This is a genomic window from Pseudomonas sp. E45-MNA-CIBAN-0222 (assembly GCF_040310405.1).
In the GTDB taxonomy this organism is placed as follows: domain Bacteria; phylum Pseudomonadota; class Gammaproteobacteria; order Pseudomonadales; family Pseudomonadaceae; genus Stutzerimonas; species Stutzerimonas stutzeri_AC.
On record NZ_JBEOPU010000008.1, the window covers coordinates 207833 to 225098 of the forward strand.

At 63.7% G+C, this 17266-nt stretch carries 17 protein-coding genes; 7 read left to right on the forward strand and 10 right to left on the reverse strand.

Features of this window, described 5'->3' with window-relative positions; genetic code table 11:
• Positions 1-76: 76 nt before the first annotated feature.
• The 3 genes from AAEZ08_RS14145 to xseA all read right to left on the reverse strand — a co-directional run bounded on the left by AAEZ08_RS14145 (position 77) and on the right by xseA (position 3128).
• A complete protein-coding gene (locus AAEZ08_RS14145; protein ID WP_500124573.1) occupies positions 77-619 on the reverse strand; it encodes a hydrolase in 543 nt (180 codons plus the stop codon).
• 23 nt (positions 620-642) lie between these two features.
• On the reverse strand, positions 643-1467 hold the full coding sequence (locus AAEZ08_RS14150) for a peptidoglycan DD-metalloendopeptidase family protein (protein WP_500124574.1): 825 nt from the start codon (positions 1465-1467) through the stop codon (positions 643-645).
• 284 nt (positions 1468-1751) lie between these two features.
• A complete protein-coding gene (xseA, locus tag AAEZ08_RS14155; RefSeq protein ID WP_500124575.1) occupies positions 1752-3128 on the reverse strand; it encodes an exodeoxyribonuclease VII large subunit in 1377 nt (458 codons plus the stop codon).
• A 130-nt stretch (positions 3129-3258) separates the two neighbouring features.
• Between xseA and AAEZ08_RS14160 the strand changes: the two genes are divergently transcribed.
• From AAEZ08_RS14160 to tadA, 5 genes are all read left to right on the forward strand, one after another.
• The gene (locus tag AAEZ08_RS14160; protein WP_036991946.1) at positions 3259-3810 is read left to right on the forward strand and encodes a hypothetical protein; all 552 of its coding nucleotides are present in this window, start codon (positions 3259-3261) and stop codon (positions 3808-3810) included.
• Between the two features lie 126 nt (positions 3811-3936).
• Positions 3937-5406, forward strand: coding sequence for an IMP dehydrogenase (gene guaB / locus AAEZ08_RS14165; protein WP_102823181.1), 1470 nt, complete (start codon positions 3937-3939; stop codon positions 5404-5406).
• Positions 5407-5519: 113 nt separating this feature from the next.
• Entirely contained in the window at positions 5520-7100 is a 1581-nt protein-coding gene (gene guaA, locus AAEZ08_RS14170; RefSeq protein WP_003284610.1) for a glutamine-hydrolyzing GMP synthase, read from the forward strand.
• Positions 7101-7209: 109 nt separating this feature from the next.
• Complete coding sequence (locus AAEZ08_RS14175) at positions 7210-8580, forward strand: multicopper oxidase family protein (RefSeq protein WP_500124576.1); 1371 nt, start codon at positions 7210-7212, stop codon at positions 8578-8580.
• Positions 8581-8599: 19 nt separating this feature from the next.
• Entirely contained in the window at positions 8600-9082 is a 483-nt protein-coding gene (tadA, locus tag AAEZ08_RS14180) for a tRNA adenosine(34) deaminase TadA (protein ID WP_058065283.1), read from the forward strand.
• Here the strand turns inward: tadA and AAEZ08_RS14185 are convergent.
• Positions 9079-10176 carry an ABC transporter ATP-binding protein gene (locus AAEZ08_RS14185; protein ID WP_003284605.1) on the reverse strand — a complete coding sequence of 366 codons (1098 nt, stop codon included), beginning with the start codon at positions 10174-10176 and terminating at the stop codon, positions 9079-9081. The genes tadA and AAEZ08_RS14185 overlap by 4 nt on opposite strands.
• Positions 10173-11093 carry an ornithine carbamoyltransferase gene (gene argF / locus AAEZ08_RS14190; protein WP_003284604.1) on the reverse strand — a complete coding sequence of 307 codons (921 nt, stop codon included), beginning with the start codon at positions 11091-11093 and terminating at the stop codon, positions 10173-10175. The genes AAEZ08_RS14185 and argF overlap by 4 nt, the downstream gene beginning before the upstream one ends.
• A 272-nt stretch (positions 11094-11365) precedes the next feature.
• Here argF and grxD point away from each other — a divergent pair, with 272 nt between their 5' ends.
• A complete protein-coding gene (gene grxD / locus AAEZ08_RS14195; protein WP_003284603.1) occupies positions 11366-11692 on the forward strand; it encodes a Grx4 family monothiol glutaredoxin in 327 nt (108 codons plus the stop codon).
• Positions 11693-11880: 188 nt separating this feature from the next.
• The gene (locus AAEZ08_RS14200) at positions 11881-12243 is read left to right on the forward strand and encodes a VanZ family protein (RefSeq protein WP_058065284.1); all 363 of its coding nucleotides are present in this window, start codon (positions 11881-11883) and stop codon (positions 12241-12243) included.
• 406 nt (positions 12244-12649) lie between these two features.
• Here AAEZ08_RS14200 and AAEZ08_RS14205 read toward each other — a convergent pair whose 3' ends face one another.
• From AAEZ08_RS14205 to trbL, 5 genes are read right to left on the reverse strand one after another with little or no spacing between them, the layout of a single operon-like run.
• Positions 12650-12907, reverse strand: coding sequence for a DUF2274 domain-containing protein (locus AAEZ08_RS14205; protein WP_427702619.1), 258 nt, complete (start codon positions 12905-12907; stop codon positions 12650-12652).
• Positions 12904-14199 carry a TraB/TrbI/VirB10 family type IV secretion system protein gene (locus AAEZ08_RS14210; protein ID WP_427702618.1) on the reverse strand — a complete coding sequence of 432 codons (1296 nt, stop codon included), beginning with the start codon at positions 14197-14199 and terminating at the stop codon, positions 12904-12906. Before AAEZ08_RS14210 ends, AAEZ08_RS14205 begins: the two co-directional genes overlap by 4 nt.
• Before the next feature lie 2 nt (positions 14200-14201).
• A complete protein-coding gene (gene trbG, locus AAEZ08_RS14215) occupies positions 14202-15191 on the reverse strand; it encodes a P-type conjugative transfer protein TrbG (RefSeq protein ID WP_427702617.1) in 990 nt (329 codons plus the stop codon).
• Entirely contained in the window at positions 15188-15892 is a 705-nt protein-coding gene (trbF, locus tag AAEZ08_RS14220; protein ID WP_500124577.1) for a conjugal transfer protein TrbF, read from the reverse strand. The genes trbG and trbF overlap by 4 nt, the downstream gene beginning before the upstream one ends.
• A 12-nt stretch (positions 15893-15904) precedes the next feature.
• On the reverse strand, positions 15905-17266 hold the full coding sequence (trbL, locus tag AAEZ08_RS14225) for a P-type conjugative transfer protein TrbL (protein WP_500124578.1): 1362 nt from the start codon (positions 17264-17266) through the stop codon (positions 15905-15907).

Genomic DNA, 17266 nt, shown 5'->3' on the forward strand with positions numbered 1-17266 from the left:
TCCATCCAATATGTTCGGGCGCGACCTTGGCAAAAGTGCGCCGGTCGCGGCTCGGTTGTTCATGTGGCGGCTTTGCTCAGCGGATGAATTCGCGGCTGATGCTCTTGAACATCTCGGTCCCGGCGCGTTCCATCCATTCGAAAGCGACCATCTCCCGCGAGACGATCACCGCGCCGGCCTGGCGCATGCGCTCCAAGGCCAGCGCCTTGTCGCTGGCCCGCCGCGAGCTGACGGCTTCTTCCACGACGAAGACCTCGTTGCCGCGCTCGCGCAGCTCGAGCACGGTTTGCAGCACGCACACGTGAGTCTCGCAGCCGCAGATGATGAACTGCCGGCGTTCGCCACCAGCGCGTTGGAACAGCTCGCCGTCGCCTGCCGCGGAGAAATGCAGCTTCTCGACAATGGCCGCTTCATCCACCCCATTGCGCAGGGCGGCGATCGTTGGGCCGAGTCCCTTGCTGTACTGCTCGGTCAGCAGCACCGGTACGCCGACTCGCTGGGCCACCTGCTGCAGCCAGGCGGTGTGCTCGGCCATGGCTTCATTGTCGAGGATGGCCGGGAACAGGCGTTCCTGGATGTCGATGATCAGCAGGGTGGAGTCCGTCGCTTTGATGCGCATCGCTGTCGTTCCTCTTGATGTGTTCAAGGCTTGTACGCGCCGATGAAGATGGCCGGGTCGACTCGCGCGTCGTTAAGGCTTACGTTCCAGTGCAAGTGGGGGCCAGTGGCACGCCCGGTTGCCCCGACTTTGCCGAGCACCTGACCCCGTGCCAGCTGGTCGCCGACTTTCACACCGATCTCGGAAAGATGGCAGAACATGCTGATCAACCCCTGGCCATGGTCGACGAAGACTGTCTTGCCGTTGAAGAAATAGTCGCCGGTCAGTATGACCTTGCCCGCTGCCGGTGCCTTGATCGGAGTGCCGGTCTTTGCGGCGAAATCCAGCCCTGAGTGCGGATTGCGCTCCTCGCCGTTGAAGAAACGACGCAGGCCGAACGGCGAAGATAGCGGGCCGTTGACCGGGCGATCGAATAGCAGGTTGCTCGGCTGATTGGTGCTGAACTGGCGGTAGGCGCGGTTCTGTTCGTCCAGCTCACGCTCGATGCGCTTGAGGTCTGCCGGGTTCGGATTGACTTGGCGCTGATTCTTCAGGGTGATGTGCTGCGCACGGTACTCGCGGCTTTCGACCTGGAAGGTCTGGGGACGGCCGTCGACCTCCAGTTGTTGCTGGCCCGGCTTCGCCGACAGCGGGATACCGACGATAGTGATCCAGCGCTTGCCATCCTCGCGCACCACCAACGTCGGCTTGCCCTGATAGCGAGCCTGCGGTGCGGTAGCGCCGTCACCTAGCTCGATCACGGCAACGCCGCCAGGTACGGGCTTGTTCAGCAGACGGGTGATGAAGCCTTCGGCGTGGGTGGGTAGGGCAAGCGTGAGGCAGAGCAGCAGGGCGAGGAAACGTGACATGGATGGATCCGCTAATAGAAACGGCCCATCCTCGCGTAAACATCGGCAGAGAGAAAGAGGCAGGTCAGTGGTGCCGGCCTGCCTCGTTGCGCGGCGGGCGTCGATGTCGCCTCTTGCTGGTCGGCGTGCCGACCGTCGTGGGTACCCTTTGAACTCAGATAGTTGGGCGCATCTCAGCTGTCTCGTGGGCGGCACGCCCTCGAGGCGAAGCTTTCGGGCTGCAATAGAAGGGGGGGCACTACGCGCAGGCTTATTGCTCCACACGCCCAACTACAGCGCCCGCTTTATAGCAGCGGCAGTGTGATCGGCTCCAGATGATTGTCTTCCACCCTGACCTCCAGTTCCCCTTCACCGAGCCTGGCTTTCAGCCGCTGGCCAGGCTGGGTCTGGCTGGCGCTGCGGATCGCCTGGCCGCGCTCGTCGAGCAGAATACTGTAGCCGCGGCTGAGCGTGGCCAGCGGACTCACCACGTTTAGTGTCTGGGCGAGGCCTTGCAGGTGCTGGCGTCGCCCCTTCAGGTTGCCCTGCATTGCCCGTGGTAGGCGCGAGGACAGATGCTCGAGGCGCTGACGCAACAGGTTGAGGGTGCGCCCCGGATGTTGCGCGGCGAGTCGGGTTTCCAGGCGTGCCACACGCTCCTGCCCGCTGCACAGGCGTCGGTCGACGGCGCGTAGCAGGCGCTGCTCGAGGTCGTCGATGCGCTGGGCCTGCTGTTGTAGGCGTTCGCCGGGGTGGCGCAGGCGGCGAGTCAGACTTTCCAGGCGCATGGCGTCACGGTGCAGGCGGTCGCGTATGCGCAATACCAGGCGCTGTTGCAGCCCGCTCAGCCGGTGTTGCAGGTCGGCGCTGCTCGGTGCCAGCAGTTCGGCGGCAGCCGATGGCGTCGGCGCGCGAACGTCCGCGACGAAGTCGGCGATCGAGACATCGGTTTCGTGGCCCACGGCGCTGACAATCGGCGTGACACAGGCATCCACCGCGCGCGCCACCGCTTCTTCATTGAAGCACCATAGGTCCTCCAGCGAACCGCCGCCGCGGGCCAGAATCAGCGCATCGAAGCCCTGGGCATCGGCTAGCTGCAGTGCGCGGACGATCTGTCCGGTGGCTTCGCGACCTTGCACGGCGGTGGGGATCAGCGTCAGCTCGACTTGAGGTGCGCGGCGCTTGAACACCGAAATGATGTCGCGAATGACCGCGCCGGTCGGCGAGCTGACGATGCCGATGCGCCGCGGGTGGGCGGGCAGGGCAGCCTTGCGTTCGGCAGCGAACAGGCCTTCGGTGCTGAGCTTTTCCTTCAGTGCCTCGAAGGCTAGGCGCAAAGCGCCGTCGCCGGCCGGCTCCAGCGTGTCGAGAATCAGCTGGTAGTCGCCGCGTCCCTCGAACAGCGAAACCTTGCCGCGTACCCTCACCGCCAGGCCGTCGCGCAGTGCCTGGCGAACCCGCGCCGCGTTCTGCCGGAACAGCGCACAGCGCACCTGGGCGTTCTTGTCCTTGAGGGTGAAATAGATGTGGCCGGAAGCCGGGCGGGCGAGGTTGGAAATCTCGCCTTCGACCCAGACCTGGGCGAACACGTCCTCGAGCAACAGGCGGGCGCGACCGTTGAGCTGACTGACGGTCAGCACTTCGCGATCGAGATTCAGACGCTGGAAGGGATCTTTGAGCATGGCGGCGATGATAAGCCGGGCGCGGCCAGGCGGAAACCGAATCTGCTTCGCCTCCGTCCAGCGGGCCTTGACCGGCCAACGGGTGGCGCTAAGCTGCGCGGCCTTTCTTCATCTCCCGTTCCGAGCCGCCATGAGCCACAGTCAAGCGATCATCGTGCCGCGCATTTCCACGTTCCCGGCGCACGAAGCCAAGGCGCGGATGATTCTGCGCTGGCTGGCCGAGCGGCGCATCGTCGAGGCGCTGCCAACCACCTGCGGTCGCGGTGTAGGCGGCATGGGCTACGCCATCGCTTCCGGCGCGCGCAGTGTCGTGCAGCATCCGGAACGCTTGCCCTTTGGCGAGGCCATCAACGGCCTTGAGGTGGTGACCAAACGCTGCATCTACACGCCGACACGAGATTTTGCCGAGGAGGCAGGCTGCCCTGAATGTCGTCGCGAGATCGGAGAAGCGTTGTTCGAGAGTCTCGACGAATGGATGCCTCGGCAGACCGACAACTTCACCTGCCCGGAATGTGGCTTCGAAGACGACATCAACGGCTTCTTGTTCATTCCGGCGTGCGGCTTTTCCAATCTTGGCTTTATCTTCAACGGCTGGGGCGAGGCGGGCTTGCGTCAGTCGTTTCTCGATGAATTCGCCGACCGCCTGGGTTTTAAGGTGGCTCTGGTGATCGATCGACTGTGACCGGTCGGTCATTTTCTGAGGGCTGCGCTTTTAGTCGAGCGCGAAGCCCCGCACATCCGCATTGAGCGAGGAGGGGTCCGTGGGTATAATGCCGCGCTTCCTTTTTCCCGCCTGGGAGCCCCCGCCATGCTGCGTATCAGCCAAGAAGCCCTGACTTTCGATGATGTTCTCCTGATCCCGGGATATTCCGAGGTTCTGCCGAAGGATGTCAGCCTGAAGACCCGTCTGACCCGCGAAATCGAGCTGAACATTCCGCTGGTTTCCGCGGCCATGGACACCGTCACCGAAGCGCGCCTGGCCATTGCCATGGCTCAGGAAGGCGGCATCGGCATCATCCACAAGAACATGAGCATCGAGCAGCAGGCTGCCGAGGTGCGCAAGGTCAAGCGTCACGAGACCGCCATCGTTCACGATCCGGTCACCGTCACGCCGGAGACCAAGATCAGCGAGCTGCTGCGCAAGGCGCATGAACTGGGCTTCTCCGGCTTTCCGGTAGTGTCCGGCAAGGAGCTGGTCGGCATCGTCACCGGTCGAGACCTGCGCTTCACACCCAATGCCGGCGACTCCGTCGCAGCGATCATGACGCCCAAGGACAAGCTGGTCACCGTGCTCGAAGGCACCGCCCTGGAAGAAATCAAGACTGAGCTCTACAAGCACCGCATCGAGAAGATGCTCGTGGTAGACGGCAATTTCCACCTGCGCGGCCTGGTCACCTTCCGCGACATCGAGAAAGCCAAGACCTACCCGCTGGCCTCCAAGGACAGCCAGGGGCGTCTGCGCGTTGGCGCAGCGGTCGGTACCGGCGCCGATACCGGTGATCGCGTCGAAGCACTGGCTGCTGCCGGTGTCGATGTGGTGGTGGTGGACACCGCCCACGGCCATTCCCGTGGCGTGATCGATCGCGTGCGTTGGGTGAAGGAGAACTTCCCGCAGGTGCAGGTGATCGGCGGCAACATCGCCACTGCCGAAGCTGCGCTGGACCTGGTCAAGGCCGGCGCCGATGCGGTCAAGGTCGGTATCGGCCCGGGCTCGATCTGCACCACGCGCATCGTCGCCGGTGTCGGCGTGCCGCAGATCTCCGCCATCGCCAACGTATCCGCCGCACTGGAAGGCACCGGCGTGCCGATGATCGCCGACGGTGGTATCCGCTTCTCCGGTGACCTGTCCAAGGCCATCGTTGCAGGCGCCAACGCCGTGATGATGGGCTCGATGTTCGCCGGTACCGAAGAAGCCCCGGGCGAAATCGAGCTGTTCCAGGGCCGTTCCTACAAGGCTTACCGCGGCATGGGCTCGCTGGGTGCCATGTCCCAGGCACAGGGCTCCTCGGATCGTTACTTCCAGGACTCCGCCGCCGGTGCCGAGAAGCTGGTCCCCGAAGGCATCGAAGGCCGCGTACCGTACAAGGGCTCGCTGGCCGCGATCATCCACCAGCTGATGGGCGGTCTGCGTGCATCCATGGGCTATACCGGCAGTGCTACCGTCGACGAGATGCGCAGCAAGCCGCAGTTCGTGCGTATCACCGGTGCCGGCATGGCCGAGTCGCACGTGCATGACGTGCAGATCACCAAGGAAGCGCCGAACTACCGGGTCGGCTAAGGTCCACCAGCTTCAAGCGGCAAGCTACAAGCCAATGGGTGTCGTGGCTGCCGCTTCGTTTTTTCACTTGCAGCTTGCAGCTTGAGGCTTGCAGCTGCCTCGCAGAGGCATCTATGGCTCATCCTGACATCCACGCCCACCGCATCCTGATTCTGGATTTCGGTTCCCAGTACACCCAGCTGATCGCTCGTCGTGTGCGTGAGATCGGCGTCTACTGCGAACTGCACCCTTGGGACATGAGCGATGAGGACATCCGTGCCTTCGCCCCGCGCGGCATCATTCTCGCCGGTGGCCCCGAGTCGGTTCACGAAGAGGGTAGCCCGCGCGCGCCTCAGGCTGTGTTCGATCTCGGTGTGCCGCTATTCGGTATCTGCTACGGCATGCAGACCATGTCCGAGCAGCTGGGCGGCAAGGTGCAGGGCTCGGACGTTCGCGAGTTTGGCTATGCCCGCGTCGACCTGGTCGGCAAGTCACGGCTGTTCGACGGCATCGAAGACCACATGGATGACGATGGTGTATTCGGCCTCGACGTATGGATGAGCCATGGTGACAAGGTCACCGAGATTCCGGCCGGCTTCCACCTCCTGGCTAGCACCCCCAGCTGCCCGATCGCCGCAATGGGCGACGATTCCCGTGGTTACTACGGCGTGCAGTTTCATCCGGAAGTGACCCACACTCGCCAGGGTGGGCGCATCCTGTCGCGCTTTATCCTCGATATCTGCGGCTGCGAAGCACTGTGGACGCCTTCGAACATCGTCGAAGATGCCATTGCCCAGGTGCGTGCCCAGGTCGGTGATGCCAACGTCCTGCTCGGCCTTTCCGGCGGTGTCGATTCGTCGGTGGTCGCGGCGCTGCTGCACAAGGCCATTGGCGAGCAGCTGACCTGCGTATTCGTCGACAACGGCCTGCTGCGCCTGCACGAGGGTGATCAAGTGATGGCCATGTTCGCCGAGAACATGGGCGTCAAAGTGATCCGTGCCGACGCCGAAGCGCAGTTCCTCGGCAACCTCGAAGGCGAGGCGGACCCGGAGAAGAAGCGCAAAATCATCGGTCGCACCTTTATCGACGTGTTCGATGCCGAAGCCAGCAAGCTGGACAACATCCAGTTCCTTGCCCAAGGCACCATCTACCCGGACGTGATCGAGTCTGCGGGCGCCAAGAGCGGCAAGGCGCATGTCATTAAGTCGCACCACAATGTCGGTGGCCTGCCGGAGGAAATGAACCTCAAGCTGGTCGAGCCGTTGCGTGAGCTGTTCAAGGACGAGGTGCGCAAGATCGGTCTGGAACTCGGCCTGCCCTACGACATGGTCTACCGTCATCCTTTCCCAGGCCCAGGCCTGGGCGTTCGCATCCTCGGCGAAGTGAAGAAGGAATACGCCGACCTGCTGCGTCGCGCGGATCACATCTTCATCGAAGAGCTGCGCAACTTCGACTGGTATCACAAGACCAGCCAGGCGTTCGTGGTGTTCCAGCCGGTGAAGTCGGTCGGTGTGGTAGGCGACGGCCGTCGCTACGCCTGGGTCGTTGCACTGCGCGCGGTGGAAACCATCGACTTCATGACTGCACGTTGGGCGCACCTGCCTTACGAGCTGCTGGAGAAGGTGTCCAACCGCATCATCAACGAAATCGAAGGCATCTCCCGGGTGACCTACGATGTGTCGAGCAAGCCGCCTGCCACCATCGAGTGGGAGTGATCTGAAGCAATGAGGGCAGCCCAGGCTGCCCTCATGCTATGCGCAGCTTCCGCAGAGAAGCGCGTCGAGCCTGATGGGCCCATGAATTCGGACTGGCTGGAGCCCATGCATGTCCTTTACCCGTAGACAGATTCTCACCGGCCTGGCCGGTCTTGGTGTCGTTGGCCTTGCCGGCAGTGGCGCGCGCTACTGGCTCGGTCGCCCGGCCGACATCACCACCCATGACTATGAGTTGATTGCCGCCCCGCTGGATGTGGAGCTGGTGCCTGGTCACGTCACGCCGGCTTGGGCCTATGGTGGGCAGGCGCCGGGCCTGGAGCTGCGTGGCCGTCAGGGTGACTGGCTGCGGGTGCGCTTCATCAACAACCTGCCCGAGCCCACTACCATCCACTGGCATGGCATTCGTCTGCCGCTGGAAATGGACGGCGTGCCCTATGTATCGCAGCTGCCGGTTTTGCCCGGCGAGTTCTTCGACTATCGCTTCCAGCTGCACGATGCCGGCAGCTTCTGGTATCACCCGCACACCAGTAGTGCGGCGCAGCTGGGGCGTGGGCTGGTCGGTCCGCTGATTGTCGAGGAGCGCGAACCGAGCGGTTTCAGGCACGAGCGCACGCTCAATCTGAAAAGCTGGCACGTCGACAAGCAGGGTGCGTTCACCGAATTCAGCGTGCCGCGCGAAGCGGCCCGCGGCGGTACGCCAGGTGTGCTGTCGACGGTGAACGGCACGCATGCGCCCACGGTTGAGCTACCAGTCGGGCAGGTCGTGCGGCTGCGGCTGCTGAATCTCGACAACACGCTGACCTATCGGCTGAATCTGCCGGAGGGCGAGGCGCGTATCTATGCGCTCGATGGACATCCAGTCGCTCCGATGCCGTTGGGCAAGGAATACTGGCTTGGGCCGGGCATGCGTATCGACCTGGCGCTGAAGGTGCCGGAGGTCGGCACGGAGCTGTCCTTGCGCAATGGTCCGCTACGGCTGGCGACGCTGCGCTCGGTGGCGCATGACGAAATCGCTAGCGACTGGCCGCCGGCGTTGCCGGCCAATCCCGTGGCGGAGCCGGATCTGCAACGCGCGGAAACCCTGCGCTTCAATTTCGAGTGGGCTGGTACCCTGTCGGCCGACGTCGAGCAGGGCGGCGCCTATACCTTCTGGCAGATCAACGGCCAGGCTTGGGACATCAATGACAAGACCTGCGCCGATCGCCCGATTGCGACGCTGAAGAAGGATGGCCATTACATCTTCGAGCTGCGTAATCTCAGCCAGTACCAGCATCCGATCCATCTGCACGGCATGACCTTCAAGGTGATTTCGTCCAGTCGCCGCAAGATCGATCCGTGGTTCACCGATACCTACTTGTTGGGCAAGAACGAAACGGCCCGTATTGCGCTCGTCGCTGATAATCCGGGTGTCTGGATGTTCCATTGTCATGTCATCGACCACATGGAAACCGGGTTGATGGCGGCGATCGAGGTGGTATGAGAAAGGGCAGGGCGCAGCAGTGAGAAAACCGCAGATCATTGACCGCAGCCAGGACGAGCACTTCATGCGCGAAGCCCTGGTGCTGGCGGCGCAGGGCGCGGCCTTGGGCGAGGTGCCGGTGGGCGCGGTGCTGGTGCAGGGCGGCCAGATCATCGGGCGTGGCTACAACTGCCCGATCTCGCAGCACGACCCCAGCGCGCATGCCGAGATGGTCGCGGTGCGCGATGCGGCGCAGGCGCTGCAGAACTATCGGCTACCCGGCGTTACGCTCTATGTCACGCTCGAGCCGTGCAGCATGTGCGCAGGTCTTATCGTGCACTCGCGTATTCAGCGTGTCGTTTACGGCGCTGCCGAGCCAAAAGCCGGCGTGGTGGTCAGTCGCGGCAAGTTCTTCGAGCAGGACTTTCTCAATCACCGGGTGCTGGTCGAGGGGGGCGTGCTGGCCGAGGAATGCGGAACGGTACTCAGCGAGTTCTTCCGCCAGCGCCGGCAGAAAGCCTAGCGAGCCACGCCGGCCAGTGGCAGGGTTTCATGGGCGGCAATACTGCCCTGGGCCGGGAACACTACCAGATGATCGGCCGCAATGGCGATACCCACTTCCTGCCCAGTCGGGTAGTCGGCATGGCTGGTGAAGATTGCCACGAGCTGATTGCCTGTGGGCAGCTGCAGCCGGTATAGCGTCGATGCGCCAAGAAAGGTCTTGCCGACGATCAGCGCGCGCAGCGGGCTTTCCGGTTTGTAGATGATGTCGTCCGGGCGCAGCAGCACGTCGACCGAGCTGCCGGCGGGCCAGGTGTAGGCCCGGTTGCCGCGAATCGTGCCGAGCTCCGTCTGTACGGTTTCAGGGTCCAGCAGTTGCCCGCGAATGAAGTAACCCTGGCCGATAAAGCTCGCAACGAAGGGTGTCAGCGGTTCGTGATAGAGGTTGAAGGGGGTATCCCACTGCTCCAGGCGACCATCCTTGAACACGCCAACCTGATCGCTGACAGCGAAGGCTTCTTCCTGGTCATGAGTGACTAGGATTGCGCTGGTATTACGCGCCTTGAGGATCTCGCGCACCTCATGGCTGAGGCGTCGGCGTAATTCAACGTCAAGGTTGGAGAAGGGTTCGTCAAGCAGCAGCAATGCGGGTTCCGGTGCCAGGGCTCGGGCCAGCGCCACGCGCTGCTGCTGCCCCCCAGAGAGCTCATGGGGGTAGCGTTTGCCGAGGGCCGACAGGTGCACCAGTTCGAGCATCTCGGAAACGATGCGTGAGTAGTCAGGCTGCTTGCGAATCCCGAAGGCTATGTTCTCTGCCACGGTTAGATGCGGGAACAGTGCGTAATCCTGGAACACCATGCCGATGCGGCGCTTCTCCGGTGCCAGGGTAAAACCGGCGCGGGAGATAACCGTATCTGCCAGCTGAATTTCGCCCTGGTGTACAGGCTCGAACCCGGCTATGGCACGCAGTGTGGTGGTTTTGCCGCAACCGGAAGGGCCCAGCAGGCAGCCGATGTCACCGCGATTCAGGTGCAGGTTGAGGTGCTGGACGATGCTCTGCTCGCCGTAGCCGCAGGCCAGATCACGCAGTTGCAGCAGCGGCGGTTCGTGTTTCATGCGTGGTGATAGGCCGGTTCGACGAGGAATTCCAGTAGCGCCTTCTGTACATGCAGGCGGTTTTCGGCCTGATCCCAGGCCACGGAACGGGGATCGTCGAGCAGGTCATGGCTGATCTCTTCGCCACGGTGGGCCGGCAGGCAGTGCATGAACAGCACGTCCTCGGCGGCGCAGTCGAGGAGGGCGCGGTCTACTTGATAGGGGCGGAAAGTGGCGAGCCGCGCTGCGGCTTCGTCTTCCTGGCCCATGGACGCCCAGACGTCGGTACTGATCAGGTGCGCGCCTGCGGCGGCTTCACGCGGATCACGCATTACCTGCACGCGATCACCTGCACGCGCCATAAGCTCGGCGTCGGGCTCGTAGCCCTCGGGGCAGGCGACCTTGAGTTGGAAGTCGAACTGGATGGCCGCTTCTATATAGGTATTGCACATGTTGTTGCCGTCGCCGATCCAGGCCACCGTTTTGCCGGCGATGCTGCCACGGTGTTCATGAAAGGTCTGCATGTCGGCCATCAGCTGGCAGGGGTGCAGGTCATCCGATAGGCCGTTGATAACCGGCACGCTGGAGTTGGCGGCGAAGTCGGTGAGGGTCGCATGAGCAAAGGTGCGGATCATTATCGCATCGAGCATGCGTGACATGACGATGGCCGAATCGCTGATCGGCTCGCCGCGACCCAGCTGGGTGTCGCGCGGAGAGAGGAAGATCGCCTGGCCGCCGAGCTGGATCATGCCGGCTTCGAATGACAGTCGGGTGCGGGTCGAGGCTTTCTCGAAAATCATGCCCAGCACGCGGTTCTTCAACGGTTCGAAAAGGACGCCGCGCTCGCGCAGATCCTTCAGCTCGATGCCGCGGCGGACCAGGCTGTTCAGCTCCTGGGGCGTGCAGTCCATCAGTGAGAGAAAATGCCTTGCGCTCATATCAACTACCTTTATTGCCGCAGCGCGATCCAGTGCTTTTCGACAGAAAAAGGGGACCGACGACTGAGGGTCGCACGGGGAGCGACGAAACGGGAAAGGCGCGATCTTATCCAGAAAGCGAGCACAGGCGCAAATCCACGACCCACGGCCTCCGGTGGGCTGAATCGCAGCATTGACGGCCTTTACGCCACAATAAAGCCGAGTCCTCCGCTCGGCTTTCCCGTGCGTTTTCCGTTACAATGCGCGGCAACCGTGTCTAGCCGAGGTACTCCATGGATATCATCGAAACCATCAAAGAACAGATCGCCAACAACCCGGTGCTGCTTTACATGAAGGGTTCGCCCAACGCCCCGCAGTGCGGCTTTTCCGCTCGTGCGACCCAGGCGATAATGGGCTGTGGTGAGAAGTTCGCTTATGTCGACATCCTGCAGAACCCCGAAATTCGTGCCAACCTGCCGACTTATGCCAACTGGCCGACCTTCCCTCAGCTGTGGGTCAATGGTGAGCTGGTCGGTGGTAGCGACATCATTCTTGAGATGTTCGAGAAGGGCGAGCTGCAGCCTCTGATCAAGTCAGCTGTCGGCAAGACCGAAGCATAAGCATCTGACGTTACCGTAGGTGCTTCAAAAAATGCCCGCATCCGTTGATGCGGGTATTTTTTTGTGACCGAGATATGAAGTAAAGAATCAGCGTCCGCTGGCGGTGATCTTTACCGATTTTTGCGGGTCAGAGGACGCGTCGTTGCAGGAGCCTGCCATCGACCAAATCTTCAAACGAGAACCGCCGTATGCCTTATTTGCGAATGTTGCCCTTTCTGATTGTGCTGGCGGTCGTTCTTTTCGCCGGTCTCAAACCGGACCCCGTGCCGCAGCTTTTCAATCAGCAGGATAAGCTTCATCACATGATGGGCTTCGCGGCGCTCGTCTTTACTCTGCGGCTCGCCTTTCCGCGCCTGCCAATATTCTGGGGGATAGGCCTTACGCTTATGGCGGCGTTGGGGATCGAAATGGCACAAGGCCTTTTGCCCCATCGAACGGCTTCGCGTTGGGACATGGTCGCGAACGTATTGGGTGTCATCTCCGGTTGGTGTGGCTGGATGCTGGCGCAGGCGTGGTGGCGTCAGCGAGTGGGCGTGCCGGTTCCTGACTGAATGCCTGCAAGCGGGGTGTACGCGTCGTTTATGAAGACCCTAGAACGCGCTTCAGCGCGGCCCCGAAGGGGTGAGCGAAGCGAATAACCTGGGACGCAGTCCCTGGTGAGAGTCCAGAGGCAATAAAAAATGTCGCCTGTCAAGAACTCTCTGCTGACAGGCAAAACACCTAAGTCTATATGGGACAAGGATTTTGGCTTCTATGCCAGCTTCTAGCACATACCTGCTCTTGCAAGCTGGGAGCCACATAGGAGCAAGGCGGTTGCGGGTCTCGGCGTAGCCGAGCAAGCGTCCGGCAATGTCCGTGCAAATGATATGACAAGGCTCCCGCGAGCCATAGCCAGAAAAGCGAAGGCGCAGGTCAGTGACCTGCGCCTTCGTGAGTTGCCGCCGATGTGAGGCACGCCTACGTCGGCGGCGCGTCCCGCCGGGGCGCTGGTGGCGCTTTCGCGGCCATCCCTTTCCTGAATCCCCGATCTCGTGCGATGAACGCTTCCAGCATGTGCGGGATCAGCGTCACCGCGTCGACCGCCTCGCCGTAGGTCTGCGTGTGCAGCGTGGCGTAGCGGTCAAGGTCAGCCTTCAGGCTGGCCGGACACGCGAATGTCAGCTTGAAGGTCTCGCTCTTGGGCAGTGGGCCGAGCCGCAGTTTATTCGTGTTCATTGCGATGATCCTCTCTGGAAGAACAAAGGCTGGTACGGCCGCAGCACCAGATCCCGGTTGACGATGATGCGCACCGGCAGGCCGGGGCGAGCCGTCAGCGTGGGCTGGATGTTCATGTTGCGGCGGGTCATCTCCTGGCCGATCTGGTTCACGCTGTCCTGCACGCTGTCGCGGCCGGCGACGATGACGCGATCGCCGTCCTGGCGATTCTCCGGGGCGGCCAGCTCGGCGCCGACACCCAGCAGCGTGGTCAGCACCGCGCCAGCGAAGACGCGGTCCCAATGCCAATCGACACCATCCTCTAGGCCCGCATAGCCGGCCGGGTCGGTGCCCACGAGGTTGTCGAGCTGGCTTGATGAAGTGTCCGGCAGGATCAGTCGGTGCCACACCATCTGGATTCGGGTCTGCCCGTAGCTGACCTGGCTGTTGTAGCGGCCCAGGATGCGCGAGCCCTGCGGGATCAGCAGATGGTGGCCGGTGGCGGTGTCGTAGACCGGCTCCGTCACCGTGGCGATCACGTCGCCCGGCAGGTCGGACTTGATGCCCGTCACCAGTGCGCCCGCGATCACCGTGCCGGCCATCACCTGGTACGGTGAGGCCGGCAGTTGCAGGTTGCCGGAATTACGGGTTTGCGTAGAACCGGCATTGCTCAGAAACGCTTCCTTCTGGTCCTGCCGGTTCTGCACGGCGGTGGGATCGGCAGGCTGCGCGGCCGTCGAAGCCGGCCCGGCGGCCAGCGGATCGAAGCCAGTCAGTCCGGTCAGCGGTGGCGGCCCTGCCACGCTCTGCGTGGGAGAGGCTACGGTGGCGCGCTGTCCGCCCGTGCTGAAGAACACGGACGAAGCCGCCGCTTCCTCGGCCTCCTTGAGCCGCGCCAGGCGCTCGGTCTCTGCCGGGTCATAGCCCGGTTGTGCGTAACCCTGCGCCCGCTGCTCGGCGCGCAGGATTGGCGCGCCGAGGTCGCCGGGCAAGGGTTCGCCCAGCTCCGGCGGCAGCGATGGCAAGGTCGGCGGTAGTTGCGAATAGTTGGCGGGCAACTGCGCCAGCCCTTCGGAGCGCGACACCCGATCGACGTTGTACAGCTCGGCCGGTTCGCCTGCGCCACGGCGCTGCGGTGCTTGCAGCGACCAGAGCGTTGCGCCCAATACTGCGGTGGCCACGCTGCCAACCAGAATCGCCAGCATGCGCCGGTTCAACCGCGTGACCGGACGCGGCTGCGCCCGCAGGGCGACTTGTTCCGGCGCCAGCTTCGGTGCGGCACCAGGCATGTCTGGGGAATCGTCCTGGTTCATGGTCAATTCCTCCGCGCGACGCCATCCGTGCGCTCGATGCGCACCACGTCGCTCTTGTCGCCGCCCAGGCGCAGTTCGGCGGCGCCGAACAACCGGTCCACGATGTAGTACGGCGACCGGAAGCGGTAGTTCACGAGCTGGCCATCGCCCTGCGCACCGATCACGAACAGCGGCGGCAGCTCGCCCTGTGCGATGCCGCCGGGGAACTGGATGTAAACCTTCTCGCCATCGTCGAAGGCGCGCAGCGGCTTCCACGATGCATTGCTGCCGCTGATCGCATAGCGGAAGCGGATGTTCTCCAGCGTCAGGCCGGTATCGACCGGCGCGGTGCTTTGCGCCGCCTGTGACTGTCGCTGCAAAGCGAGCATGCGGTCGCGCGGATAGTCCCAGGACACCGACGCCATCCACGCCCTCTCGGTCGAGGTCAGCTCGATCAGGTACGTCCTGCGGCTGGTGGTGATGACCAGGTTGGTCTTCAGTCCGGTGCGGGTGGGCTTCACCAGCACGTTGACGCGCAACTCGTCACCGCCGCCGCTGGAGGTATCGCCGACGATCCAGCGTACCGTGTCGCCGGCGGCGACCGTCACCAGTTCCTCGCCGGGCTGCAAGGCGATCATCGTCACGCGGCCTGGACTGGTATAGACCTGATAGAGCGCGCCGTCGGTGAAGGGCCAGACCTGAATCGCGTTGATGTAGCCTTCGCGTGTGGGCGCCATGCGTGCTTCCGCGTTGGCGAGGGATACGCGCTCGCGCGCGTCTTCCGGCTCGGGCGTCGGCGGCGTCTCGTCCTGCACCGGCAGCGGCATCAACTGTCCCGGCAGCGGCAAGGGCTCCGGCACCGCGACCACTTCTACCGGCAGGGGCGGTTCGGGCAGGGGCTGCGCCTGCACCGGCTCGTCGAGCGTGATGGTCGGCGGCTTGCGCGGCGTGGCGCAGCCCGCCAGCGTGACGGTAATCAGTACAACAGCGTAAAAGCGTAAAGACGGTTTCATGGCCTGTCTCCTTCGATCGAGTCGAGTTCCCGGCTCCACGACAAGCCGTTGATGTAGATGCCCAAGGGATTGCGGCGCAGCCGCTCCTCGGTGCGCGGCGCTTGCAGCACGATCGAGACCACCGCCGTCCAGCGCTCCAGTCCTGCCGCTGCGCCGTTGACGTAGCGGCGCTCCGTCCACCGCACCTGAAATGACGCATAGCTTGCGCGCACGACGCTGTTGACCTGTACCGTCACCGTTTCCCGGCCGATGCGCGCGAAGGGATCGTTGACGCGCGCGTAGTCGTTGAGCACGGCTGCGCCGCGGTCGGTGGTGTAGTCGTAGGCATCCAGCCAGTTCTGCCGCACCACGATCGGATCGATGGACAGCGAGCGCACCAGCGTGACGAAGCGCGCGAGGTGATGCGCGGCCTGCGCATCGTTGGGCCGGTACGGCGTGGCGGCCTCGCCAACGGCGCGCACCTGCCCGCCGTGGTCCACCTCCACCACGTAGGGCGTGACGATGGACTGCGCTGAGCGCCACACAAGGCCGCCGGCCATCAGCAACGCGAGTGCGAGGCAGCCAAAGGCCATCAGCCGCCAGTTCTTCGCCTGTACGCGGGCCGAGCCGATGCGCTCGTCCCATACCTGTTCGGCGGCCTGGTACGGCGTGGCCGGCTGCGGTGTGTCGGCGTAGCGCACCTGCGGTCGTTTGAATCGCATGGCAGGTTCTCCTTATGAGTTCGATGGGTCGCGCAGACTGGGGCCGCTGCCCGAGCCGCCACCGTCGCCGCCGCGCAGCGTGTGTGCGACGGTGGTGGCGGCATGGGTGAGCTGCTGGCGGCGTTGCAGGCGGCTGGCCCACGCGGGTTGTCCGGTGTTGGCGGTCGCGGCCTCCGCGCTGCCCTGAGCGGGCGAGCCGGTAGCAGCGCTGCCTGTGGAACCATCGGGATTGACGGCAGCAGCGGCACGCGCCTTCAGCGACTGCGCACCGGCGGCCACGCGCTGCCCGACCGACTGCGCGCCGGTCCGGGCGACGTTGCCGAGACCCATCGCCGCGCCCCTGAGGCCACCGCCAGCACCGGCGGAACCTGCCTGGAAGGCGGACCTGGCGCTGCTGGCGGTCGATGCCATCGAACGTGCGCCGCCGACGGCCATGCGGGCAGCGCCGGGCGTCATGCGCGCACCGGCCGCGACGGCACCACCTACACCCGTGGCCACCGCGCCCACCGCGACAGCCGTACCGGCCGCGCCGAGCGTGGCACCCGCCATCGCACCGGCGCCGAGCTGCGGCGAACCGGACACCAGGCCGGTAGCAATACCCGGCCCGAAGATCCCGAGCGCCAGCAGCGAGAGAGACGCCAGCATGATGACCAGCGCGTGGTCGATGGAGGGTTCATCCGGCGCGACCTGAAATTCGGCGAACAGGCCGGTGCCGATACCGACGATCACCGCCAGCACCAGCACCTTGATGCCGGAGGACACCACGTTGCCCAGCACCTTCTCGGCCAGGAACGCGGTCTTGTTCCACAGCGCGAACGGCACCAGCACGAAGCCTGCGAGCGTCGTCAGCTTGAACTCGATCAGCGTGATGAAAAGCTGGATCGCCAGCACGAAGAACGTGACGATCACCACCAGCCAGGCCAGGAACATGACCACTATGGGGGTCATGTTCACGAACACCTCGGGGAAGCCCGCCATGTCGCTGATCTGTTCGAGGATCGGCGCGGCGGCATCGACGCCCACCTTGGCCAGCCGACCGGGTTGCAGGAACTCGGCCTGCGAGATCGTGGAACCCGACGCCATCAGACCCAGCCCCGCGAACGAGCGGAACAAGATGCTCGCCAGCCAGTTGAAGTTGCCGATGATGTAGGCGAAAGCGCCGATGTAGAGCACCTTGCGGATCAGCTTGGCGATCACGTCGTCGCCCTGGCCGGTGGCGTGACTCATCGCCCAATAGAGGCCCGCGATGGTCATGTCGATCACGATCAAGGTGGCGGTGAGGAACGCCACCTCGCCACCCAGCAGACCGAAGCCCGAGTCGATGTAAGTGGAGAAGACGATGAGGAAGCGGTCGATCACCGAGATGTCGTTCAT